The following is a 22,891-nucleotide window of genomic DNA, read 5'->3' as shown; positions in this document are numbered from 1 at the left end:
CAGCGAGCGAGGAATTCCTACGAAGGGTCACGACGTATTACTCTGAGTGACATGCGCACTGAGGCATTGAGACGCGACCTTTTCGGTCAGCGGATTCGCGAGCAGTGGAGCGAGCACCTGGGCAGGCGGCTGGACGTGCTGTACGCCGGATGCGCACACGACTCCAAGCTGGCCCTCGATCGCGTCGAGGCCCGCGTCGTCGGCGTCGACGAGGACCTCGCGCCCGTCAGGAGCGTCGTCGAGCGGCGCGAGGACCTGGACGCCTGGAGCCTGGGCGACCTGCGGTCCGCGCCGATCCCGCCGAGGTCGTTCGACGTCGTCGTGGTCTCCTTCCTCCTGGAGCGGATCCACCACACCGAGCTGGTCCTCGACCGCATGGTCAACAGCCTGCGCCCGGGGGGCCTGCTGCTGCTGCGCATGCGCGACCGGCGGTCGGCCTACGGCCTGTGCGACCGGCTGACCCCCGGCTGGCTGCGCCGGCTGCTGTGGCGGCACCTGGTGCCCGCGGGCACGCCGGGCCCGCTCCCGGCCGTCTACGAGCGGGTGACCTCGCGCGCCGGCATGCACGCCTTCTGCCTGGCGCGCGGCCTGATGGTCACCGACGACGTGACGGCCACGAGCGGGCCGGCGATGCGCGGCCTGGGCACCATCGCCGTGACCCTGGCGGACAAGCTCACCAGGGGCCGCTACACCGCGGCGTACGACGAGGTGGCGATGGTGATCCGCAAGCCGCAGAACCACTTCGCCCGGCTCATCTGAGCGTCAGCACGGGATGCCACCTGCCCTCCTCGCCCTACTGGTAGGCGCCGAGCTGGGTCACGTCCTCGCCGTCGACGCTGGTGACGACCATGGCGCTGTGGAACTCATCCTCGCACTGCCCCGCGCAGCCCAGGCCGATGACGTTGTCGTCGTCCGCCCAGGCCCACTGCTGGAGCAGCCGCTGCCGACCCAGGACGTTCCCGTCGCGGTCGACGACCTCGGTGGGCAGCCCGTCGCCGGTCAGCATCTTGGTCCCCTCGGGCGACACCGCGTTCCGCCCGGTGTAGTCCACTTGACGCGCTCTCCGGCGTGAATGCCGAAGACTCAGCCTGTGCCGCCTATGCGGCACTTCTGCGGCTTCCTGCTTCACCGGCCAGAGCCACCGGTGGTGGTCTTACCGGGTCTCCACAGGCTTTCGAGCCTTGCGGCTCCGTTCCCGCCCGTCCGGCGGTACCTGACGTGAGCACGAGCACGGTCCGCTGGCGCGGCGCGAGCTTGGCCAGCGCCGCCTGGACGAGGTCCTCCGCGGCGTGCTGGTCCCCTCCCGTCAGCAGGAAGCCCAGGCGCATGAGGGCGGGCGAGCGCGCCGAAACGAAGTCGCGGAAGCCCCGTTCGTCTGCGGCGTCCACGATCACCTCCAGGGAAGTTGGATGTCACCCTCCCAGACGCGGCGACAGCCGCCTCGCTATGCCTGTCTTCCGCAACACTTGGCTCACACGTTAGAGTCTTTCCTACCAAGCTGATCGGAATAGTTGGATGCCATACGTGGAGTGGACCCCGAACGCGCGCGAACTCGCCGACCTGGAGCTGCTGCTCTCCGGCGCCTTCCACCCGTTGACCGGGTTCATGGGGCACGAGGACGCGCATTCGGTCATCGAGCACGGCACCCTCCTCGACGGCACGCCGTGGCCCGCCCCCGTCACCATCCACCTCCCCGACGACGTGGGCGACGATGTCACGCTGCTCGATCCCGAGGGCGTCCCGCTGGCCGCCCTCGACGTGGCCACCGGCGAGGTCAGGGCGCTGGGCCCGATCGAGCACGGGCCGTTCGCGCGGCTGCGCCGTACCCCGGAGGAGGTCCGCAAGGAGCTCGACGGCCGGCCCGCGCTGGCCGTCACCATGCGCGGCCCCCTGGACTCCCTCGACGAGATCGTCGAGACCGCGCGCGAGCTGGACGCCGTGATCCTGCTGATGCCCCTGGTGTACGGCGAAGCCGGCCCCGCGGTCGTGCGGGCGGCGCTGAAGGCCGCCGAGCGCCTCCCCGAGGACACGATGGTCGTCGCCGTGCCGCTCGCGCCCCGCGAGGACCCGGAGATCGACCTGGAGCTGCGCGAGCGCGTGGCCGAGAACTACGGGGCGGCCGAGCACTACCCGGGCCCCGAGCCCGTCGCCATCCCCGGCCCGCCCCACAGGCGGGGGCTCGTGGTGTTCTTCACCGGCCTGTCCGGCTCCGGCAAGTCGACCATCGCCCGCGGCCTGCGCGACGCGCTGCTGGAGCTCGGCGGCCGCACGATCACCTACCTCGACGGCGACGTGGTGCGCCACCTGCTGTCCAAGGGCCTGACCTTCTCCAAGGCCGATCGCGACCTCAACATCAGGCGCATCGGCTTCGTGGCCGCCGAGGCGGCGCGTCACGGCGGGCTGGCCATCTGCGCGCCCATCGCGCCCTACGCCGCCACACGGGCCGAGGTGCGCGAGATGGTCGAGGCGGTGGGCGCCGACTTCATGCTCGTGTACGTCGCCACGCCGCTGGAGGAGTGCGAGCGGCGCGACCGCAAGGGCCTGTACGCCAAGGCGCGCGCCGGGCTGATCCCCGAGTTCACCGGCGTCTCCGACCCCTACGAGGAGCCGGAGGACGCCGACCTGGTCGTCGACACCACCCACATCTCGATCGAGGCCGCGGTGAGCCGTGTCCTGGACGCGATCAGAGCCGGAGGTTACATCCGTTGATTGAGCTCGAGCTGCCCCTCGTCCTCGGATCATTCCTCGTCGCGATCGTGGTCGGCCTGACCGGCATGGGCGGCGGCGCGCTGATGACGCCCATGATGATGCTGTTCTTCAACGTGCCGCCGCTGGCCGCGGTCTCCAGCGACCTGGTCACCTCGGCGGTGATGAAGCCGGTCGGCGGGCTGGTCCACCTGCGGCGCGGCACGGTGAACCTGCGCATGGTCGCCTGGCTGTGCGTCGGCTCGGTGCCGGCGGCCTTCTGCGGCGTGTTCCTCATCAGGGCCTTCGGCGAGGGCGAGGCGGTCCAGCAGGCGGTCAAGACGGCGCTGGGCGGGGCGCTGCTGCTGGCCGTGGCCGGCCTGGTGACCAAGACGCTCGTCGGCGACAGGGGCGGCACGGCGCAGGCCACGGAGGTTTCCGTGCGCCCTATACCTACTCTACTGGTCGGTATGGTCGGCGGTCTCGTGGTCGGCGTGTCCTCGGTGGGCTCCGGCTCCCTGATCATCGTCGCGCTGCTGGCCCTCTACCCCGCACTCAAGGCCAACCAGCTCGTCGGCACCGACCTGGTGCAGGCCGTCCCGCTGGTCGCCGCGGCGGCGCTGGGCCACCTGCTGTACGGCGACTTCCGGCTGGACCTGACGCTGTCGCTGCTCGCAGGGTCGATCCCGGGCGTCTACCTCGGGGCGCGGATCTCGGCGTGGGCCCCGGCCGGGATCATCCGGGCGCTGCTGGCCTACGTGCTGCTGGCCTCGGCGCTCAAGCTGCTGAACGTGCCGACCACCGTGACGCTGTGGCTGCTGGCGGCGGCCGTACCCGCCGGGGTGCTGGTGTGGCGGCTCAAGGCCAGGCGGACCGAGCGCCGGCGCGAGATCGAGACCGAGCCCGTGGGAGCCTGAGCGGCCGTCAGGACCGGGGGACGCGCGTCGCGGCGAAGTAGGCGTCCCGCGCCAGGGCCGCGAACGCCTCGGCCGCGGCCGGGGTCGCGTCGAAGCGCGTGTCGCCTCGCGGGGCGCGGGGCGAGTCGAAGTAGACCATCGCCTTGATTTGCGGATATTTCCGGATCTGGGTGCGGACGTTCTCGAAGAACGCCGCCTTGAACCCCGGATCTCCCGGCCGCTCGAACACCCCCCACTCGGCCACCATGATCGGCTTGCCGGGGAAGCGGTCCCGCATCCACCGGTAGAACCCCGGCCAGGCCGGATAGTCGGCGCGGACCTTGTTCACCAGCCCGCCGAAGTCCTGGACCCGGCCGTCGACGTAGGGGTCCATGGCCACCCAGTCGACCACGTCGTCACCGGGGTAGAGCTCCTCGAACCACGGCTTGGACGCCCAGTTCGGCGCGCCCATGTACGTCATGACCGTCACCGCGTTGCGCACGCCGCGCTCGCGCAGCCGCAGCACGACGTGGCGGAACATCGCCGCGTAGTCCGCGGCCGTCATCCCCGAGCCCGGCGCCGGGTCGACGTCGTCCTCCGGCTCGTGGTGCACGGTCAGGAAGAAGCGCTCGGGAAAGGCGGCGCGGATGTGCGCGGCCAGCCGGTCGATGCGCGCGTCGAGCGCCCCCGCCGCGATGTGCGCCCAGGTGTGGTCGAAGGACGGCTTCCAGTTGATCAGCAGCAGCCGCGGCCGGTCCGGCTCGCGGGCCAGCGCGATCTCCTGCCGCGTGGGGAACAGCTCCGCGCCCCGGTGGTAGACGTGCAGCACGTCCGCGGGGCGGCGCATGCGGCGCTCGGCCCGCTCCAGCGCGGGCCCGACGCGCAGCCCGGTGAAGACCTCCGGCGCGATCCCCCACCACGCGCCGCAGGTCGGGATGAGCTTGGCCGACACCGAGCAGGCCGGCGCGGACGCCGTCCTCGTGGCGGTGTCCCTGCGCGCCCCCTCCGCCCCCGAACATCCCCCGAGGAGTACGGCAGGCGCCACGAAAAGCACCAGATTTCGGAAACTAAGCGTTCGATGCATGGATTTCCCACTCCCCATTGGCGCAACGCCCCCTGTCGCGGCTGCGACACTCTGACACATTCATGGGCGCCCGCGATGTGGCCTTCCACCTCGCCACTCCGCCTCCGAGCCCCGGCGCGACGGATAATCCCGGAAATATCCGGATAAGACGGCTTTCCCGCTCCACCTCCACCCCCCAAGATCCTCCAAGGAAATCTTCAGTATTCAGTCGAGGAAATGCCTGCTCACCCTATAGTGACCGAGAGTCGCCAATCGACAGCGCGGAGTCAACACGGCATGTCCCAGACGCACGGCACGGACCTGGCAGCGCTCCTGTCGCTGCTGCGCAGGCGGCGCCTCGCGCTGGCCTGCCCGCTGCTCGCCTGCCTGCTGGGCGCGCTGGCGCTGTGGCGGCTCACCCCCGCGGCCTACACCGCCCACGCGGAGGTGCTGGTCACGCCCACCGGCGTGCTCGACCAGACCAACCAGGTGACCAACCGGCAACGCGAAGCGCTCAACCTCGACACCGAGGCGCGGATCGCCATGTCGGCCGTGGTGGCCGCGAAGGCCGCGCGGCTCGCCGGGACCACCGCGATCGGGACACCCGAGGTGTCCGTCCCGCCCAACTCCTCGGTTCTCTCGATCGCGGTCACCTCCGCCGACCCGGCCACCGCCGCCGCGCACGCCCGCGCCTACGCCGAGGCGTACCTGGCCCACCGCGCCGAGACGGCCAGGGCCGCCGTCGCCGCCCAGCTGCAGGCCGTCCTGGCCAAGCTCAAGCGGGTCAACGCCGGCCTGCGCGAGGTCGCCGGGCAGCTGGAGACGCTCGACAAGGGCAGCGCGGCCCGCACGCTCGCCGCCCACCGGCAGGCCCTGCTCGGCAGGCAGGCGGCCGGACTGACGGCCAGGTACGACTCGCTCAAGACCCTCGCCGTGACCCCCGGTTCGGTGATCAGCCAGCCCACGCCGCCCGCCGCGCCCAGCTCGCCCAGCGCGCCGCTCTACCTCGGGTCGGGCCTGATGCTGGGGCTGCTCGCCGGCACGGCCGCGGCGTTCGGGCGCGACCGCCTCGACACGCGCCTGCGCACGGCCGAGGACGTGGAGCGGCTGACCGGCCTGCCGGTGCTCGCCGACCTGTCCGGCCCCGCCGACCCGCACGAGCTGGCCTCCTCGCTGGTGGCCCTGTGCCGGGCGCGGGCGGCGGCCTCGCTGCTCGTGCGGGCCGTCCCGCCGGAGCCGTGCGCCACGCTGCCGGTCAAGGCGCCGCTGGCGATGCTCGACGGGTCCGGCGTGCACGACCTGGCCGTGGCCGAGGCCGCGGCGCTGCTGGTCCGGCTGCCCCGCGCCGACGCGCGTGAGGTCGCGGCAGCCGTACGGCACCTGCACCGGCACGACGTGCCCGTGATCGGCGCGGTCGTGACGCGCGCGGCGCCGCCCAAACCGGTCCCCGGACCCGAGAGCGGCCTGGGCAAGCTGGTCGCGGGCGGCCGCTGCGCCGACTCGTCGGAGACCACGCCCATGGCCGTGATCTCCTCACCGATTCCCTCCCCGCGCCCGCGCGGCCAGGACGATGCCCCGGCCGGCCCATGACCGGCCCCGCGTGGCCGATCGCCGCCCTGCTCGTCGGCTACCCGGTGTGGTGGGCGCTGGGCTTCGGCGGGCTGTCGGTGATCGTGCTGGCCGTCCCCATGGCCGTCATCCTGTGGCGGCGCCGGCCGATCGTCCTGCCCAAGGGCATGGGCCTGTGGCTGCTGCTGATGTGCGGCTTCCTGATCAGCTCCGTCATGCTCGGCGAGACCCCGCCCGGCACATACGGCGAGCTGAGCGCCGGGCGCGTCACCGGCTACCTCATGCGGCTGCTGCTCCACGCCTCCCTGATCGTCATGGTGCTCTACCTGGTCAACCTCAGCGAGCGCGAGCTGCCGCAGCTGAGGCTGGTCAGGATGCTGGGCGCGCTGTTCGTCACCACGGTCGCGGGCGGCCTGCTGGGCGTGCTCGCTCCCGGCTTCTCCTACACCTCCCCGGTCGAGCGGCTGCTGCCGGACTGGGTGGCCGCCAACCCGTTCGTGCAGAACCTCATCCACCCCACGGCCGCGCAGACCCAGAAGGTGCTCGGCTACGCCTCCCCCAGGCCGGAGGCGCCCTTCGAGTGGGCCAACGCCTGGGGGGCCAACCTGTCGGTGCTGCTGGTGTGGTTCGTGGTCGGCTGGTGGGTGTACGGCGGGCCGTACCGCAGGGCGCTGGCGGTGGCGCTGGCCGGGCTGGCCGCGGTCCCGGTGGTCTACTCGCTCAACCGCGGCCTGTGGATCGGCCTGGCCCTGTCGGTGGCCTACCTGATCGTGCGGGTGCGCCGCACGCGGCTGGCGCTGTGCGCCGCCGTGGCGGCCGGCGCGCTGGCGTTCGCCCTCAGCCCGCTGTCCACGCTGGTCGCCCAGCGGCTGGACAACCCGCACAGCAACGACATCCGCGCCTTCACGGTGACCGCCACGATCAAGGCGGCGGCCCATTCGCCGGTCATCGGCTACGGCAACACCCGCAACGCCCTCGGCAACCACCGGTCCATCACCACGGGCAAGACGAGCTGGTGCCCCGAGTGCGGCCACCCGCCGCTGGGCAGCGACGGGCAGCTGTGGCACCTGCTCATCACCCAGGGCTTCACGGGGGCGCTGCTGTATGTGGCCTTCTTCGCCGGCGCCGTCCGGCGGCACTGGCGCGACCGCAGCCCGATCGGCCTGGCCGGGGTGCTCGTCATGCTCCTGGTGCTGCTCTACATGGTCGTCTACGACGGCCTGGTGTCGCCCTTGAGCCTCTATCTCATCTCCTTCGCGCTGCTCTGGAGGAACCAGGCGTCATGAGGTCCGATGCCCACGCCCGCGTGCGCTACCTGCGCCAGACGATCGACGCGCTCTTCCCCGGCTCGGGCGGCTACCGCCCCTACACCCTGCTGCCCCACCCGGCCCTGCCCCGCCGCCTGGCCCCGCGCCGCTGGTGGCACGCCGCGCTCGGCCCCAGGCTCATGCTCCCGGTCGAGGACTCCATCGAGAGCCACCTCGGCGAGGTGCTCGGCGCCCGGGTCCGCGCGGTGCTGCACGCCCGCCCGGCGCGCCGGGCCAACCGCAAGCCGGTGCTGGAGGTCCGCGACGGCCGCGGGCTGCTCGCCTACGCCAAGATCGGCGACACGCCGCGGGCCCGCGAGCTGGTCCAGGCGGAGGCCGCGGCGCTGGCCGCGCTGGCCGACCGGCCGCTGAAGACGGTCATGCCGCCCACGGTGCTGCACCACGGCAGCTGGCGCGGCCTGGAGGTGCTGGTGCTGTCGCCCCTGCCCGCGCGTTCCGGCAAGGTGCCCGAGCGCCTGCTGGTCGAGGCGGTCAAGGAGATCGCCGGCGACGGCGAGCCGTACGCCTGGCACGGCGACCTGACCCCGTGGAACATCGCGCCGTCGGCCGACGGGCGGCTGCTGGTGTGGGACTGGGAGCGCTACGGGACCGGCGTGCCGTACGGCTTCGACGCCCTCCACCACCTGTTCCACCGGTGCCTGCGCCGCATGGACCCGGCCACGGCGGCCCGCGCGTGCCTGGCGCGGGCGCCGCGGACGATGGCCGAGTTCGGGCTGTCCGCGCACGAGGCCCGGCGCGCCGCCCTCCACTACCTCATCACGCTGGCCGACCGGCACGCCGCCGACGGCCACGAGCCGCTCGGCCCTACCGGCCGCTGGCTCACCCCGCTGGTCGACTACGAGGAGTCGCTGGTTTGAACGCCATGAAGCGCTCGGTGCTGTCGGTGTCGAGGACGGCCGGGCGGCTGACCTCAGCCCGGCGCGTGCTGCCGTCCTTCCTCATCGTCGGCGCGCAGCGGTGCGGCACGACCTCGCTGTACCGCGCGCTGGCCCAGCATCCCCTGCTGCTCAAGCCCGTGCTGCACAAAGGCGTGCACTACTTCGACATCGCCTACGACCGCGGCCCGGACTGGTACCGCGCCCACTTCCCGCTGACCGTCGGCGCCGCCCTGGTCAGGAGGCGGTACGGCGGGCGGCCGCTGGCGTTCGAGTCCTCGCCCTACTACCTGTTCCACCCGCTGGCCGGCGAGCGCATCGCCAGGGACCTGCCGGGCGTCAAGCTCGTCGTCCTGGTGCGCGACCCCGTCGAGCGGGCGTTCTCCGCACACGCCCACGAGCTGGCCCGGGGGTTCGAGACCGAGCCGAGCTTCGAGTACGCCGTCGAGCTGGAGTGCGCGCGGCTGGCGGGGGCCGAGGAGTTCCTGCGCGCCCATCCGCACGCCGTCCACCACTCCCACCGCCACCACGCCTACCTGGCGCGCGGCCGCTACGCCGAGCAGCTGGACCGGCTGGAGCCGCTGTTCGGCAGGGAGCGCATCCTCGTCGTGGACAGCCATCGCTTCTTCGCCCACCCGCAGGCCGTCTACGAGGAGGTGCTGGACTTCCTGGGCGTGCCGCCCATGGGGTATCCGCTGTTCGAGCGCTACAACGGCAGGCCGCGGCCGAGGCCGCTGCCCGAGTCGCTGCGGCAGGCGCTGATGGACCACTTCGAGGTCTACGACACGCAGCTGGTGCGCTGGCTGGGCGGTGACCCGTCGTGGCGCTGAGCCGGCTCGCCCGCGGCGGGCTGGCCGGGGTGGCCGGGGCCGCGGCCGGCGCGCTGGCGCAGTTCCTCATGGTCGTCGTGGTCACGCGGGCCTTCCCGATCGAGCAGGCGGGCGCGTTCTTCACCGCGGTCGCCCTGACGCTCATGGCGGCCGGGGTGGCCAGGCTGGACGCGGGCAACGGGCTGATCTTCTTCATCGCGCGGGCCCAGACGTACGACTATCGCGGCGTCTCCGGATACATCCGGGCGGCGCTGGTGCCGCCCGTCGCGCTCGCCGTCGCGGCCGGGGTGCTGCTGCACCCCATGCTCGGCGTGCTGGCCGCCGCCGTGCCGCTCGTCGTCTGCGCGGACATCCTGCTGGCGGCCACGCGCGGGTTCGGCTCCATGCGCCCGACGGTCCTGTGCGACGGGCTGCTGCTGCCGGTGCTGCAGCTGGCGCTCGTGGCCGGCGCGGCGTGGCTCGGGGACCCCGGCCGGCTGCCGCCGGCGTGGGCGTTGCCGTACGTGCCGGTGGTGGTGCTGGCGGCGGCCGGGCTGCGCGGGCGGGCGCCGCGCACGCCCTACCTGCCGGGCACCGGGCGCGACCTGTGGCGGCACACCGCGCCGCGCTCGCTCGCCGGCGCCATCCAGGCGGTCTTCCAGCGGCTCGACATCGTGGTCGTGGCCGCGCTCGGCGGGCCGGCGCAGGCCGCCGTCTACACCGCCGCCACCCGCTTCAAGGTCGTGGGGCAGCTGGCCGGCCAGGGGCTGGCGCAGCCCGTCCAGCCGCGCCTGGTCAGGGCGCTGGCCGAGGGCGACCTGGCCAGGGCGCGGCAGCTGTACCAGACGACCACGATGTGGCTCGTGCTGCTCACCTGGCCGGTCTGGCTCGGCTACGCGCTGGTCGCGCCGTGGCTGCTGCGGATCTTCGGCCAGGAGTACGGCTCGGCCGTGCCGGTGGCGCTGGTCCTGGCGGGCACCATGATGCTGGCCACGGCCTGCGGCACGGTCGACGTGGTGCTGACCGCGGCCGGGCACACCACCGCGAGCCTGGGCAACCTCGCCGCGGCGGTCGCGGTCACGGTCCTGCTCGACGTGGCGCTGGTCCCCGCCCACGGCGCGCTGGGGGCGGCGCTCGGCTGGGCGGGCGGGGTGGTCGTGAAGAACCTGCTGCCGCTGTGGCAGCTCCACCAGCGCTACGGCCTGCGCCCCTTCGGCCGCCACAGCCTCTCCGCGCTGTCCTGGGCGGCGACATGACCGTGCTGGTCACCGGGCTGCCGCGGAGCGGGACCAGCTGGACCGGCAAGATGCTGGCCGCCTCCGGCGAGCTCACCTACGTCAACGAGCCGCTCAACCCCCAGCATCCGCCCGGCCGCTGCCCCGGGGTGCTGAGGGCGACGGTGACGCATCGCTTCCAGTACATCTGCGAGTCCAACGAGGGCGACTGGCTGCCCGCCTTCCGCGACACCGTGGCGCTGCGGTACCGGTTCCTGGCCGAGCTGCGCGCCAACCGCTCGCCGTACGACCTGGCCAGGATGGTCCGCTACGGCGCGGCGTTCGCCCGCGGGCGGCTCACCGGGCGGCGGGCGCTGCTCGACGACCCCTTCGCGGTGCTGTCGGCCGGATGGTTCGCCGCGCGGCTGGGCTGCCGGGTGGTGGCGCTCGTGCGGGATCCGGTGGGGTTCGTGGCCAGCTGGCGGCGGCTGGGCTGGACCGCCGACCTGGACCAGCTGCTCGACCAGCCGCTGCTCGTGCGCGACCATCCGTCGGTGCTGGAGCTGCGGCCCCTGGCGGACTGCGGCGACCGGATCGCCAAGGCGGTGGCGCTGTGGCGGTTCACGCGGTCGGTCCTGCTCGGCACGCCGGGCATCCACGTCGTGAGCTACGAGGCGCTGGCGTCGGACCCGCTGGGCGGGTTCCGCGAGCTGTACGAGGTGTGCGGGCTGACGTGGTCGAGGCGGGCCGAGCGGCGCATCCTGCGGGCGTGCACCGGGCCCGGCCCAGGGTCCGGCGCGTTCTCCTGGTCAGGGCTGTCGCGGACCGGGTACCGTCCCATGGACTCGCGGCTGGCCCTCAAGGCCGCCGGGCGCGGGCTGAGCGCCGAGGAGATCCTTCGCGTGCGTGCGCTGGCGCAGGCACCGCACGAGCATGCCTAGCGCGAAGGGCAGGTCGTCGAGCAGGTAGCGCCTGGCCAGCCGGGTCGGCTCGGCCGCAAGGCGGAACAGCCACTCCAGGCCGTGGTCCTGCATCCACTCCGGCGCCCTGGCCGTGGCGCCCGCCGCGAACGCGATGGCCGCCCCGCACCCCACGAACCACGTGCCCGGCAGGTCGCCGCGCAGCTCGGCGATCAGCCTGTCCTGCTTGGGGAAGCCGAGGCCCACGAACACGATCCGGGGCCCGGCGGTGGTGACCCGCCGCCGGATGCGCGCCACGCCGTCGCGGGTGGTCTCGAACCCGTACGGCGGAGCGTCCACCCCGCACACGTGGAGGGTGGGATGGCAGGAGGTCAGCTGGTCGGCGGCCTGCCTGGCGACTCCCGGGGGGCCGCCGAGCAGGTAGATCGGGTAGCCGGCGCGCGCCGCCGCCTTGCTCAGCGACCAGATCAGGTCCGCGCCGGTCACGCGCTCGGGCAGCGGGGTGCCCTGGAGCCTGGACGCCCACACCAGGGGCATCCCGTCGGCGACGACGACCTCGGCCGCGGCCACCAGCCGCCGCAGGGCGGGGTCCTTGGACACGGCGCGGCAGATGTCGATGTTGGGCGTCACGACGTGACCGCCGCGCCCGGCCGCGAGCTCGGCGATGACGTGCTCCACCACGTCGTTCTCGGTGAGCGGGTCGAGCGCCAGCCCCGCGACCACCACGCGCGCCCTTCGCGGCCGCCCGCCTCCCCGCGGGCCCGGCGGGTCCTCGGGGGTGCGCTGGCGCGGCACGCTGAGGTCGCCCGCGCGCGGCCGGGGCGTCAAATGCCCCGCCCCCGGCCGTGGAGGGCCGACAGGATCGCGTGCGCCGGCACCAGGCCGGCGGCCACGGCGAGCGCCAGCGGCGCGCGCGGCTCGCCGATCCGGGCGGCCAGGGCGCGGCCCGCCCAGCGCACGGCCTCGCGCCGGCGGCCCAGGGCCGCGTGGTGGAAGGCCAGTTGGCCGTAGACCCGCGCCGCGCCGCGCGGGTCTACGGCCAGCTCAGGATGCCGGGCGAGCATCCACTCCAGCCCGGCGATGCGGTCGGCCCACCGGGTGGCGTAGTGCGAGGCGCCCCAGCGGACCCGGACGAGGGGACGGTCGACGAACGCGATGGGATTGCGCTTGGCCGCCCGCAGCGCGAGGTCCCAGTCCTCGTTCTGCCCGCCCGGCGCGCTCTCGTCGGCCCACAGGCCGCCGCGCCGGAACAGGTACGTCGAGGAGTGCACCATCACCATGCGGGACCTGACGAGATCGTCCTTGGTCACGCGGTCGCGCCCCACCAGGCGCGGCACGCGGCGCCCGCCGTACTCGACCTCGATGCCGCACGCCGCGAACTCGGCGCCGGCGGCGCGCAGGGCGGCGACCTGGGCGGTGAGCTTGCCGGGCAGCCACATGTCGTCGTCGTCGCAGAAGGCGACCAGCTCGGTGGACAGGGCGGCGATGCCGGTGTTGCGGGCGCCCGGCAGGCCGGGGCTGAGCCGGTTGGGCAGCACGCGGGCCCGGACGCGAGGGGCGTGGGCGTCGCGCGGCGCGAGCGCGTCGGCGACGTCCTCGGCAATCTTGTCTTCGGCCGCGCCGTCGGCCACCACGACGAGCTCCGTCTCGCCCGCGTAGTCCTGCGCGAGCACGCCCCGGACCGCCGCCCGCAGCCGGGCGGGGCGGCCTCCGGCCGTGGGGATCACCACGCCGACCGACGGGGTCATGCGGCCGCTCCGCGGTAGCCGTACCGGACCATGAGCGGCCACGTCAGCCCGGCCACGAGGGTCTGCTGCGCGCGGGGCAGGGCGTCATGCCAGGCGTCGTCGCGCGAGAGCTCCACGGGGCCGACCGCGAAGCGCAGCCGGTTGCCGGAGACCGTGTGGGCCGGGCCGAGCCAGGCGGTGGAGCCGCTGAGGAAGCCGAGCGACGCCTCCAGGCCCAGGCTCGCGGCCAGGCGCGAGAGCGTGGCGCGGGGGTCGGCCAGCAGGTCCTCGTAGCGCACGCGGGTGACGGGGCCGGTGTAGGCGTCCAGCGCCAGGTTCTGCGCCGTCCAGTGCAGGCAGGTGCGCAGCGGCCCCCAGCGGGTCATCGGGCGGCCGTCCTCGGGGCGCTCGACGGTCTTGCGCCAGGCGTGGGCGACGGCCCTGGGGTCGCGCACCACGTGGACGACGTGGACGTCGACGCCGCCGGACAGCAGGCAGAACGCCAGCGAGGCGTGCTTGCTGGAGTCGACCACCACGCGGGCGCCCGCGATCTCGGCCGCGGCGGTGTAGACGCGGCGGTAGCCGGCGACGTACTCCTCCAGGGACGGGTGGCCGACGAAGGGGATGCGGCGGGTGCGGTCGACGCGGTGCCGCAGGCCCAGCATGCGCCGCGCGAGCGGGGCCGGCCAGCCGCCGAACGCGCGCTCGCCGACCTCACGCCAGAACGGGCAGCCGCCGAACGCCTCGCCGCAGCCGCAGGGCTCGTCCGCCAGCACGCCGCGCGCCCACAGGTGCACCACCTCGCCGAGCGGCGCGACCGCGGGCAGGGCGCCGAGCAGCCTCTCCAGCAGCGTGGTGCCGCTGCGGCCGAGGCCGCCCAAGAAGATCACCCGGGGGGCTGTCACAGGCACGGGCCTCTCCACCGATGGATACGGACCGTGCAAATATTAGCGCGGAGAGTAATCAGAGGGTTGCCGAACGGCCAAACGATCTACCTTCGGGTCCGCCCCGGGGGCGTCAGGCGCGAGCCTCCACGACCATGCCCGCGCCGACCGTGCCGTTGGTGGCCTCGTCGATCAGGATGAACCCGCCGGTCAGCCGGTTGCGCGCGTACTCGTCCACGAACAGCGGCTGCGTCACCCGCAGCGAGATGCGGCCGATCTCGTTCAGCCCCAGGCTGGTCGCGCTCTCGTCCCGGTGCAGGGTGTTGACGTCCAGCCGGTAGTGCAGGTCCCGCACCAGCGCTCTCGCGGTGCGCGTGGTGTGCTTGATCACCAGCTTGGAGCGCGGCGCCAGCCGTACGGCGTCGGTCATCCAGCACACCATCGCCTCCAGCTCCTGGGCGACGTGCGGCTGGTTGTGCGGGCGGCAGATCATGTCGCCCCGCGAGATGTCGATGTCGTCCTCCAGCCGGAGGGTGACCGACATGGGCGGGAAGGCCTCCTCGATCGGCCCGTCGTAGGTGTCGATCGCGGCGATGCGCGTGGTCAGGCCCGAGGGCAGGTGCAGCACCTCGTCGCCCGGCTTGAGGATGCCGCCGGCGACCTGGCCGGCGTAGCCGCGGTAGTCGTGCAGCGCCGGGTCGGTGGCCCGCTGCGGCCGGATGACGTACTGCACCGGGAAGCGCACGTCCACCAGGTTGCGGTCGGAGGCGATGTGCACGTTCTCCAGGTGGTGCAGCAGCGAGGAGCCCTGGTACCACGGCATGTTCTCCGACCGCGAGACCACGTTGTCGCCGTGCAGCGCCGAGATCGGGATGAACGTGAGGTCGGTGACGTTCAGCTTGGAGGCGAAGGAGGTGAACTCCTCGCGGATCTCCTCGAACCGCTCCTCGCTGTAGTCGACCAGGTCCATCTTGTTGACGGCCAGCACCAGGTGCGGCACCCGCAGCAGCGAGGTCAGGAAGGCGTGGCGGCGCGACTGCTCCAGCACGCCCTTGCGGGCGTCGATGAGGATGATCGCCAGGTCGGCCGTGGAGGCGCCGGTGACCATGTTGCGGGTGTACTGGATGTGCCCCGGGGTGTCGGCGATGATGAACTTGCGCCGCGGGGTGGCGAAGTAGCGGTAGGCGACGTCGATGGTGATGCCCTGCTCCCGCTCGGCGCGCAGGCCGTCGGTCAGCAGCGACAGGTCGGTGTACTCGGTGCCGCGGTCACGCGAGGTGCGCTCCACGGCCTCCAGCTGGTCCTCGAAGATCGCCTTGGAGTCGAACAGCAGGCGCCCGATGAGGGTGGACTTGCCGTCGTCGACGGAGCCGGCGGTGGCGAAACGCAGAATGTCCATGATCAGAAGTAGCCCTCACGCTTGCGGTCTTCCATGGCGGCCTCGGAGGAGCGGTCGTCGGCACGGGTGGCGCCCCGCTCGGTGATGCGGGTGGCGGCGATCTCCTCGATGATCTCCTCGACCGTCGCCGCCGTGGAGTACACCGCGCCGGTGCAGGTCATGTCGCCCACGGTGCGGTAGCGCACGACGGCCTCGAACAGCGGCTCGTCCTCGCCCCGCGGCACCACGTCGCAGTCGGGCAGCAGCATCCCGTCGCGCTCGAACACCTTGCGCTTGTGCGCGAAGTAGATCGAGGGGATCTCGATGCCCTCCCGCCGGATGTAGTCCCACACGTCCAGCTCGGTCCAGTTGGACAGCGGGAAGACGCGGATGTGCTCGCCCCTGCGGATGCGGGAGTTGTAGAGGTTCCACAGCTCGGGCCGCTGGTTCTTCGGGTCCCACTGGCCGAACTCGTCGCGGAAGGAGAACACCCGCTCCTTGGCGCGCGCCTTCTCCTCGTCGCGGCGGGCGCCGCCGAAGACGGCGTCGAAGCCGTGGTCCTCGATGGCGTCGAGCAGCGTGGTGGTCTGCAGGCGGTTGCGCGAGGCGCGCCGGCCGGTCTCCTCCACCACGCGGCCGGCGTCGATGGAGTCTTGAACGCTGGCCACGATCAGCCGGGCGCCGAGCTCGGCGGCCCGCCGGTCGCGGAACTCGATGACCTCGGGGAAGTTGTGCCCGGTGTCGACGTGCATCAGCGGGAAGGGGATGGGCGCCGGCCAGAACGCCTTCTCGGCGACGCGCAGCATGACGATGGAGTCTTTGCCGCCGGAGAAGAGCAGACACGGACGCTCGAACTCGGCGGCGACTTCGCGCATGATGTGGACGGCCTCGGCCTCCAACACGTCGAGTTGTGACGTCGTATAGTCACGCTGAAGCATCCGAACTCCTCTAGCGGTGCAGATCGCGGATTCCGGCGAGCAGGGATGACGCCAGTTCCGGTAGGGAAACAAGGATATCCGGAAGCGTGGGGTCATCCTGGTTGTAGGTCAGGGGCGAGCCGTCGACGCGGCTGGCGTGCGCCCCGGCGGCCAGGGCGACGGCCACGGGAGCAGCGGAGTCCCACTCGTACTGCCCGCCCGCGTGGACGTACGCCTCCACCTCGCCGGTCAGCACCGCTGCGATCTTCGCTCCGGCCGAGCCGATCGGCACGAGGTCGGCCCCCACCAGGTAGGCCAGCTGCTGGACGAACTCCGGAGGGCGCGTGCGGCTGACGGCGATGCGGAACCGGCCGCCGTCGTAGGCGGGCGCCTTGGGCGGCTCCGCCGTGCTCAGCGTGCGGCCCTGGGCGGGCAGCGCCACCGCCCCGGCCGCCAGCGAGCCGCGCTCCCACAGCGCCACGTGGACCGCCCAGTCGGTGCGGCCCTCCTCGGCGAACTCGCGCGTGCCGTCGAGCGGGTCGACGATCCACACCCTGTCGGCCCCCCGCCTGCGGGGATCGCCGCGCTCCTCGCGCGTGGCCTCCTCCGACAGCACCAGGTCGGAGGGGCGCAGCCGCGCCAGCGACTCCATGAGGAACAGGTGGGAGGACCGGTCGCCCTCGGCCCGCAGCGCCCGCGGGTCCGCGAAGCCGTGCCGCTCGCGCAGCTGGAGCAGCCGCTCGCCGGCCGCGGTGGCCAGATCGGCGGCGAGGGCGTGGTCGTCGCGGATCGTCATCAATAAGCTCCTTGCCCACGGGCGACGGCCGACCAAGTCTTCCACAGGATCTGCAGGTCCAGCATGAGGGACCAGTTCTCCACGTAACGCAAGTCGAGCCGGACGGATTCCTCCCAGCTCAGATCCGACCTCCCGCTCACCTGCCACAATCCCGTCATCCCCGGCCGCACCAGCAGCCGCCTGCGCACGTCGTCGCCGTACTGCGCGACCTCCTCCGGCAGCGGCGGGCGCGGTCCGACGAGCGACATGTGGCCGAGCAGGACGTTGATCAGCTGGGGCAGCTCGTCGAGGGAGTGGCGCCGCAGCCTCGCGCCCAGCGGGGTCACCCGGGGATCGTGGCGGATCTTGAACAGCACCCCGTCGCGGTCGCTGACCAGCGTGATCTTCCGGTGCTCGGCGTCGCGCGCCATGGTGCGGAACTTCAGGATCGTGAACGGCCTGCCGTCCTTGCCGACCCTGGTCTGCCGGAACAGCGCGGGGCCGGGGCTGCTCAGCCGTACGGCTGTCGCGAGCGCGACCAGCACCGGCGCCAGCAGCACCAGCAGGAGGCCGGCCACGACGCGGTCGAAGGCGTTCTTGACCAGCTGCCGGGCGCCCGCGAGCTCGGGATGCTCCACGTGGAGCAGCGGCAGCCCGGCGGCGGGGCGGATCGTCGTGCGCGGCCCGGCGACCTCCATCAGCGCGGGGGCGACGACCAGCTCGGTGCTGGTGCGCTCCAGCCGCCAGGCCAGCCGCCGCAGCGCCAGGCCGTCCATCTCGGGGCAGGCCAGCACGGCCACCGTGTGCGCGCCGTGCTGGGCCACCGCCAGCGGCACGTCGGCGAAGCCGCCCGCGACGGGCACCCCCGCGACGGGCTCGTCGGCGCAGTCGTCCGGCAGGCACGCCGCGACGACCTCCATCCCGTGGTAACGCTCCTTGCGGAAGCGCTCCACCAGCTCGGCGATCCCCGCGCGGTGCCCCACGGCCACCACCCTGCGCATGCACTCCCCGCGGGCGCGGCGGCGGTGCAGGGCGCGACGCAGGCCGTACCGGGCGATCAGGGTGAGCGCGACGGTAAGCGGCAGGGCCACCACCACGTAGCCGCGGGCGACGTCGGTCTTGGTGGCGTAGGCGCAGACGGCCAGCCCGGCGGTCAACGCCATGCCGCAGCGTGCGACGCGGCGGAACTCCTCCGGCCCGACGCCGATCATGCGCGGCTCGTAGGCGCGGCTGAGCGCCACGGCGCACACCCACACCAGCGGCAGCGCGAGGCTCATCAGCGCGTACGGCGTGGCGTAGGCCGTGACCTCGCCGAACCGCGCCAGGAACGCCGTCGCGGCGCCCGCGCCCGCGCACGCCAGGTCGGCGCCGAACGCCTTGACCCGGTAGCGGCGCACCCAGCCGGGCTCGCGAGGGCCGGCCCGCCAGGCGACCACGGGCTCCGATCTGACGACGGTCAGCAGCCCCTCGCCGTTGCTCACGCACGCCTCCCCGTGACCATCCGTCAACCGACAGCCACCAGAGCGTAGCGATCCGCCCAGGCGTGGGAGAGGTGAACGGGTATATGCGGTGATCAGCGCGGAGGGCCTGAAATGCGCAGATCGAGCGGGTGGTAGGAGTTCTGCGTGGCTTCCAGGCCGCGGTCCATGAGCGACTCGACCATGTCGGCCGCCCGGTCGACCAGGAACGGCAGGTCCTTGCGCTCGGCGGTGGCGAAGTCCTTGAGGACGTAGGCGGCCGGGTCCATGCGGCCGGGCGGGCGGCCGATGCCGAACCGGATGCGCAGGTAGTCGCGCGTGCCCAGGGCCTTGGTGATGGACTTCAGGCCGTTGTGGCCGTTGTCGCCGCCGCCGAGCTTGGCGCGCAGCGCGCCGTAGGGGATGTCCAGCTCGTCGTGGACGACGATCACCCGCTCCGGCGGGATCTTGTAGAAGTCGCACAGCGCCTTGACCGGGCCGCCGGACAGGTTCATGTACGACAGCGGCTTGGCCAGCACCGCCCTGCTGGTCTCCAGCACCTCGGCGCGGCTCTTGTGCACCTTGAAGCGCCCGCCCGCCCTGGCGGCGAGCTCGTCGAGCACCATGAAGCCGGCGTTGTGCCGGTTACCGGAGTACTCCGGGCCCGGGTTGCCCAACCCTGCGATCAACCAGCGGTCCATGCCTCCACCCTCGTCCGGCGGCGCCTGCGGCAACGTGGAAGCGGGACAGCGGGGCCGTGGCGGCCGCGCTGTCCCGCTCTCCTGTTCGGCCTCCGGCACCGGGCCCGCACGGTCTCGTGCATGGTCTCGTGCGGGCCGGCCGGGGCTCCGTGTGGTGTGCCGGGGTCCTTACTCGGCGGCCTCGGCGGCCTCGGCGCTCTCGGCCGCGGCCTCGGCGGGCGCACCCTCGGCGGCCTCCTCGGCCTCCGCCGCAGGCTCCTCGGTCGGCTTGGCGATGACGTGGAGCACCAGCGTCTCGGGGTCGGCGGCCAGCGTGACGCCCTTCGGCAGCTTCAGGTCGCCGGCGGTCACCTGGGTGCCCACCTGCATGCCCTCGACGTCGACCTCGACGCCCTGGGGGATGTGGGTCGCCTCGGCCTCGACGGCGATCGAGACGGCCTGCTGGTCGAGCATGCCCTCGGGGTTGACGTCGCCCACCGTGGTGACCGGGATCTCGACCGTGACCTTCTCGCCGCGCTTGACCAGCAGCAGGTCGACGTGCTCGACGAAGCCCTTGATCGGGTCGCGCTGGACGCCCTTGGGCAGGGCCAGCTCGTCGACGCCGTCGCCCTTGAGGTGGATCAGGACGTTGGGGGTGCGCAGCGCGAGAAGGATCTCGTGGCCGGGGAGCGTCAGGTGCTTGGGCTCGATGCCGTGCCCGTAGAGAACGGCGGGCACCTTGTCGGCGCGGCGGATCTTGCGGGCGGCGCCCTTGCCGAACGCGGTGCGCGGCTCGGCGGCGATGCGTACTTCGGACACGACATCTCCTAGGGATGTTGACGGTTTCGGCTTTCTCTGCGTTCTCCCTCACCCGCCCTAGCGGAAGGCGTTACGAACGCAACCCCGACAGCTTACCTGTATTGGAGAGGCGGCCGCTCCGGCGACCGCCTCCCCGCCGGTTTCTCAGGAATCGCCCTCGAACAGGCTCGTCACCGATCCGTCGTTGAACACCTCGCTGATCGCCCGCGCGATGAGCGGCGCGATCGACAGCACGGTGAGCTTGTCGAACTTCTTCTCCTCCGACAACGGCAACGTGTTGGTGACGACGACCTCGGAGATGCGCGAGTTCTTCAGCCGGTCCACCGCCGGGTCGGAGAAGACCGCGTGCGTGGCCGCCACGATGACGTTCGTCGCCCCCTGCTCGTAGAGCGCGTCGGCCGCCTTGCAGATGGTCCCCGCGGTGTCGATCATGTCGTCGATCAGCACGCACGTGCGCCCCCGCACCTTGCCGACGACCTCGTTGACCTTCACCTGGTTCGCCACGTCGAGGTCGCGGCGCTTGTGGATGAACGCCATCGGCGTGCCGAGCGTGTCGGCCCAGCGCTCCGACAGCCGCACCCGTCCGGTGTCCGGCGAGACGACCGTCGTGTTCGCCAGGTCCAGCCTGCCCTTGAGGTAGGCCTCCAGGACCGGCATGGCGAACAGGTGGTCCACCGGCCCGTCGAAGAAGCCCTGGATCTGCGAGGTGTGCAGGTCGATCGACATGAGCCGGTTGGCGCCCGCGGTCTTGAACAGGTCGGCGATGAGCCGCGCGGTGATGGGCTCGCGCCCGCGGCCCTTCTTGTCCTGCCGCGCGTAGCCGAAGAACGGCATGATCACGGTGATGCGCTTGGCGGAGGCCCGCTTGAGCGCGTCCACCATGATCAGCTGCTCCATGATCCACTTGTTGATCGGCTGGGTGTGCGACTGGATCACGAAGGCGTCGCAGCCGCGCACCGACTCCAGATAGCGCGCGTAGATCTCACCGTTGGCGAAGTCGACCAGCTTGGTCGGGGTGAGGGAGACGCCGATGTGCTCCGCCACCTCCTCGGCCAGCTCGGGGTAGGCGCGGCCGGAGAAGAGCATGAGCTCCTTCTCGCCTGGCTGCTTGATGCTGGTCACGTGCCACTCTCCTGCTCTTTCTCAGCCAGCGCCCGTTCGGCCGCCGCGGCTGACCTGGTGCCCGCACGCCTGCGCAGGACCCACTCGTCGATGTTGCGCTGTCGCGCCCTGGCCACCCCGATCGCACCCGGGGGGACGTCTGTGTCGATGACGGATCCGGCGGCCGTGTAGGCGCCGTCGCCGACGGTCACCGGCGCGATGAGAGAGGAGTCGCAGCCGATGAAGGCGGCGTCGCCCACGGTCGTGTGGTGCTTGTTGACGCCGTCGTAGTTGACGAAGACGGTGGAGGCGCCGACGTTGACGTCGACGCCGAGCGTGGCGTCGCCGACGTAGGTCAGGTGCGGCACCTTGGAGCGGTCGCCCACCTTGGCGTTCTTCATCTCGACGAAGGTCCCGGCCTTGGCCTTGTGGCCGAGGACCGTGCCGGGGCGCAGGTAGACGTACGGCCCGACGGTGGCCTCTGCTCCGATGACCGCGTTGTCGCAGACGGCGTTGCGCACCACGGCCCCCGCGCCGACGACGGTGTCGGTGAGAGTGGTGGCGGGCCCGACCTGCGCGCCGGCCTGGACGTGCGTGGCGCCGTGAAGCTGGGTGCCGGGGTGGATGACGGCGTCGGGCTCCATCGTGACCTGCACGTCGACCCAGACGCTGGCGGGGTCGACGACGGTCACGCCCGCCCGCATGTGCTCCTCGAGGATGCGCTGGTTGAGCACGCGGCGGGCGAAGGCGAGCTGGACGCGGTCGTTGACGCCCTCGACCTCGACGTGGTCGGGCGCGACGAAGGCGCCGACGCGGTGGCCCTCCTCGCGGAGGATCGCCAGCACGTCGGTGAGGTACTCCTCGCCCTGCGCGTTGTCGGTGGAGACCCGCTTGACGGCGTCGGCCAGCAGGAGCCCGTCGAAGGCGTAGATGCCGGAGTTCATCTCCCTGATCGCGCGCTCGGCGGGGGTGGCGTCCTTCTCCTCGACGATCTTCACCACGGCGCCGCCGGGGTCGCGGACGATCCGCCCGTATCCGGTCGGGTCGGGCACCTCGGCGGTCAGGACGGTGACGGCGTTGCCCTCCTCCGCGTGCCGCGCCAGCAGCTCGGCGAGGGTCCGCGCGCGCAGCAGCGGCGTGTCGCCGTACGCCACCAGGACGGTGCCGGCGATCGTGCCGACCTCCTCCAGGACGGTGCGGACCGCGTGGCCGGTGCCGCGCTGCTCCTCCTGCACCACGGCGCGGGCGTCGGGGCTGGTGGCGGCCAGGTGGGCGCCGACCTTCTCGCGGCCGTGACCGATGACGACGATCAGCCGGCCGGGCTGGAGCTCGCGGGCGGCGGCGAGCATGTGGTCCACGAGCGGGCGTCCGCACACCTCGTGGAGCACCTTCGGGGTCTGGCTCTTCATCCGGGTGCCCTCGCCTGCGGCGAGGACGATGACTGCAGCCGGGCGCGGCACACTCACGGACTCAAGGCTCCCTGTGACTGGACGGATCGGGGCTTTGTGGTACGGCTACCGCACCGCTACCCTCCCGACACGCCGAGGATACCTTCCCGCTCTGGCCGGGCTCCACGTGGCGGCTCCCGGAAGAGGACTCGAACCCCTACAAAGTGGACCAAAACCACTTGTCCTGCCAATTAGACGATCCGGGAAAAACCGGGCACTACCGCGCCCGGCACCGCTCCTAAGATACCGACTCCCCGCCCTTCCCCGCGCCCCGGTTCCGGCGGCAAGCAGTGTCGGCGGCGCGGGTTTATAGCAGGCCGGTCGGGTAGGCGCAAGGCAGGGATCG

General features: G+C 72.7%; 22 protein-coding genes, 1 tRNA gene and 1 pseudogene. 9 read left to right on the top strand and 15 right to left on the bottom strand.

Translation table 11 applies throughout. The features are described from left to right. The first annotated feature begins 51 nt into the window (after positions 1 to 51). Positions 52 to 759, top strand: coding sequence for a methyltransferase domain-containing protein (locus BSB02_RS04605; RefSeq protein WP_240506181.1), 708 nt, complete (start codon positions 52 to 54; stop codon positions 757 to 759). A 34-nt stretch (positions 760 to 793) separates the two neighbouring features. Here BSB02_RS04605 and BSB02_RS04600 read toward each other — a convergent pair whose 3' ends face one another. Both BSB02_RS04600 and BSB02_RS41245 read right to left on the bottom strand, forming a co-directional pair. Continuing rightward, entirely contained in the window at positions 794 to 1,051 is a 258-nt protein-coding gene (locus tag BSB02_RS04600) for a hypothetical protein (RefSeq protein ID WP_084957120.1), read from the bottom strand. A gap of 46 nt (positions 1,052 to 1,097) precedes the next feature. Then, complete coding sequence (locus tag BSB02_RS41245; RefSeq protein WP_206184507.1) at positions 1,098 to 1,388, bottom strand: SigE family RNA polymerase sigma factor; 291 nt, start codon at positions 1,386 to 1,388, stop codon at positions 1,098 to 1,100. 136 nt (positions 1,389 to 1,524) lie between these two features. On the opposite strand from BSB02_RS41245, the gene cysC reads away from it, so the two are divergent. Then, entirely contained in the window at positions 1,525 to 2,709 is a 1,185-nt protein-coding gene (cysC, locus tag BSB02_RS04590) for an adenylyl-sulfate kinase (RefSeq protein ID WP_420855828.1), read from the top strand. Next, complete coding sequence (locus BSB02_RS04585) at positions 2,706 to 3,602, top strand: sulfite exporter TauE/SafE family protein (RefSeq protein ID WP_240506180.1); 897 nt, start codon at positions 2,706 to 2,708, stop codon at positions 3,600 to 3,602. Before cysC ends, BSB02_RS04585 begins: the two co-directional genes overlap by 4 nt. 7 nt (positions 3,603 to 3,609) lie before the next feature. On the opposite strand, the gene BSB02_RS04580 is transcribed toward BSB02_RS04585, so the two are convergent. Next, on the bottom strand, positions 3,610 to 4,626 hold the full coding sequence (locus BSB02_RS04580; RefSeq protein WP_240506179.1) for a glycoside hydrolase family 26 protein: 1,017 nt from the start codon (positions 4,624 to 4,626) through the stop codon (positions 3,610 to 3,612). Between the two features lie 315 nt (positions 4,627 to 4,941). On the opposite strand from BSB02_RS04580, the gene BSB02_RS04575 reads away from it, so the two are divergent. From BSB02_RS04575 to BSB02_RS04550, 6 genes are read left to right on the top strand one after another with little or no spacing between them, the layout of a single operon-like run. Then, positions 4,942 to 6,234, top strand: a complete 1,293-nt coding sequence (locus BSB02_RS04575) for a hypothetical protein (RefSeq protein WP_158088554.1) — start codon at positions 4,942 to 4,944, stop codon at positions 6,232 to 6,234. Then, on the top strand, positions 6,231 to 7,499 hold the full coding sequence (locus BSB02_RS04570; protein ID WP_084957115.1) for an O-antigen ligase family protein: 1,269 nt from the start codon (positions 6,231 to 6,233) through the stop codon (positions 7,497 to 7,499). The genes BSB02_RS04575 and BSB02_RS04570 overlap by 4 nt, the downstream gene beginning before the upstream one ends. Beyond that, on the top strand, positions 7,496 to 8,398 hold the full coding sequence (locus BSB02_RS42890; protein ID WP_084957113.1) for a hypothetical protein: 903 nt from the start codon (positions 7,496 to 7,498) through the stop codon (positions 8,396 to 8,398). Before BSB02_RS04570 ends, BSB02_RS42890 begins: the two co-directional genes overlap by 4 nt. A gap of 5 nt (positions 8,399 to 8,403) precedes the next feature. Next, positions 8,404 to 9,246 (top strand): sulfotransferase family protein, encoded by an 843-nt coding sequence (locus BSB02_RS04560; protein WP_084957110.1) that lies wholly within the window; start codon positions 8,404 to 8,406, stop codon positions 9,244 to 9,246. Beyond that, positions 9,237 to 10,481 carry a lipopolysaccharide biosynthesis protein gene (locus tag BSB02_RS04555; protein ID WP_240506178.1) on the top strand — a complete coding sequence of 415 codons (1,245 nt, stop codon included), beginning with the start codon at positions 9,237 to 9,239 and terminating at the stop codon, positions 10,479 to 10,481. Before BSB02_RS04560 ends, BSB02_RS04555 begins: the two co-directional genes overlap by 10 nt. Then, complete coding sequence (locus BSB02_RS04550) at positions 10,478 to 11,380, top strand: sulfotransferase (protein ID WP_084957108.1); 903 nt, start codon at positions 10,478 to 10,480, stop codon at positions 11,378 to 11,380. Before BSB02_RS04555 ends, BSB02_RS04550 begins: the two co-directional genes overlap by 4 nt. 27 nt (positions 11,381 to 11,407) lie before the next feature. Here the strand turns inward: BSB02_RS04550 and BSB02_RS41960 are convergent. The 12 genes and pseudogenes from BSB02_RS41960 to BSB02_RS04490 all read right to left on the bottom strand — a co-directional run. Then, positions 11,408 to 11,929: pseudogene (locus BSB02_RS41960) on the bottom strand (WecB/TagA/CpsF family glycosyltransferase); the annotation flags it as partial. Positions 11,930 to 12,183: 254 nt separating this feature from the next. Then, positions 12,184 to 13,107 carry a glycosyltransferase family 2 protein gene (locus tag BSB02_RS04540; RefSeq protein WP_084957106.1) on the bottom strand — a complete coding sequence of 308 codons (924 nt, stop codon included), beginning with the start codon at positions 13,105 to 13,107 and terminating at the stop codon, positions 12,184 to 12,186. Further along, on the bottom strand, positions 13,104 to 13,997 hold the full coding sequence (locus tag BSB02_RS04535) for a sulfotransferase family protein (protein WP_240506177.1): 894 nt from the start codon (positions 13,995 to 13,997) through the stop codon (positions 13,104 to 13,106). The genes BSB02_RS04540 and BSB02_RS04535 overlap by 4 nt, the downstream gene beginning before the upstream one ends. A gap of 106 nt (positions 13,998 to 14,103) precedes the next feature. Beyond that, positions 14,104 to 15,369, bottom strand: a complete 1,266-nt coding sequence (gene cysN / locus BSB02_RS04530; RefSeq protein WP_084957104.1) for a sulfate adenylyltransferase subunit CysN — start codon at positions 15,367 to 15,369, stop codon at positions 14,104 to 14,106. Positions 15,370 to 15,371: 2 nt separating this feature from the next. Next, complete coding sequence (gene cysD, locus BSB02_RS04525) at positions 15,372 to 16,286, bottom strand: sulfate adenylyltransferase subunit CysD (RefSeq protein WP_084957102.1); 915 nt, start codon at positions 16,284 to 16,286, stop codon at positions 15,372 to 15,374. 10 nt (positions 16,287 to 16,296) lie between these two features. Continuing rightward, a complete protein-coding gene (locus BSB02_RS04520) occupies positions 16,297 to 17,061 on the bottom strand; it encodes a 3'(2'),5'-bisphosphate nucleotidase CysQ (protein ID WP_084957100.1) in 765 nt (254 codons plus the stop codon). After that, positions 17,061 to 18,521, bottom strand: a complete 1,461-nt coding sequence (locus BSB02_RS04515; protein WP_240506176.1) for a sugar transferase — start codon at positions 18,519 to 18,521, stop codon at positions 17,061 to 17,063. Before BSB02_RS04515 ends, BSB02_RS04520 begins: the two co-directional genes overlap by 1 nt. 92 nt (positions 18,522 to 18,613) lie before the next feature. Beyond that, the gene (gene pth / locus BSB02_RS04510) at positions 18,614 to 19,198 is read right to left on the bottom strand and encodes an aminoacyl-tRNA hydrolase (protein WP_084957098.1); all 585 of its coding nucleotides are present in this window, start codon (positions 19,196 to 19,198) and stop codon (positions 18,614 to 18,616) included. 168 nt (positions 19,199 to 19,366) lie between these two features. Next, positions 19,367 to 19,996 carry a 50S ribosomal protein L25/general stress protein Ctc gene (locus tag BSB02_RS04505; RefSeq protein WP_084957096.1) on the bottom strand — a complete coding sequence of 210 codons (630 nt, stop codon included), beginning with the start codon at positions 19,994 to 19,996 and terminating at the stop codon, positions 19,367 to 19,369. A 144-nt stretch (positions 19,997 to 20,140) separates the two neighbouring features. Next, complete coding sequence (locus BSB02_RS04500; protein ID WP_084957094.1) at positions 20,141 to 21,118, bottom strand: ribose-phosphate diphosphokinase; 978 nt, start codon at positions 21,116 to 21,118, stop codon at positions 20,141 to 20,143. Then, positions 21,115 to 22,563, bottom strand: a complete 1,449-nt coding sequence (gene glmU / locus BSB02_RS04495) for a bifunctional UDP-N-acetylglucosamine diphosphorylase/glucosamine-1-phosphate N-acetyltransferase GlmU (protein ID WP_084957092.1) — start codon at positions 22,561 to 22,563, stop codon at positions 21,115 to 21,117. Before glmU ends, BSB02_RS04500 begins: the two co-directional genes overlap by 4 nt. A gap of 116 nt (positions 22,564 to 22,679) precedes the next feature. Beyond that, positions 22,680 to 22,751: transfer RNA gene (locus tag BSB02_RS04490), tRNA-Gln, on the bottom strand. Positions 22,752 to 22,891: the final 140 nt, after the last annotated feature.

The organism is Thermoactinospora rubra (assembly GCF_002093975.1).
GTDB lineage: Bacteria > Actinomycetota > Actinomycetes > Streptosporangiales > Streptosporangiaceae > Nonomuraea > Nonomuraea rubra_A.
The sequence above is the reverse complement of the archived record's forward strand: the minus strand, read 5'-3'. Positions and strand labels throughout refer to the sequence as shown.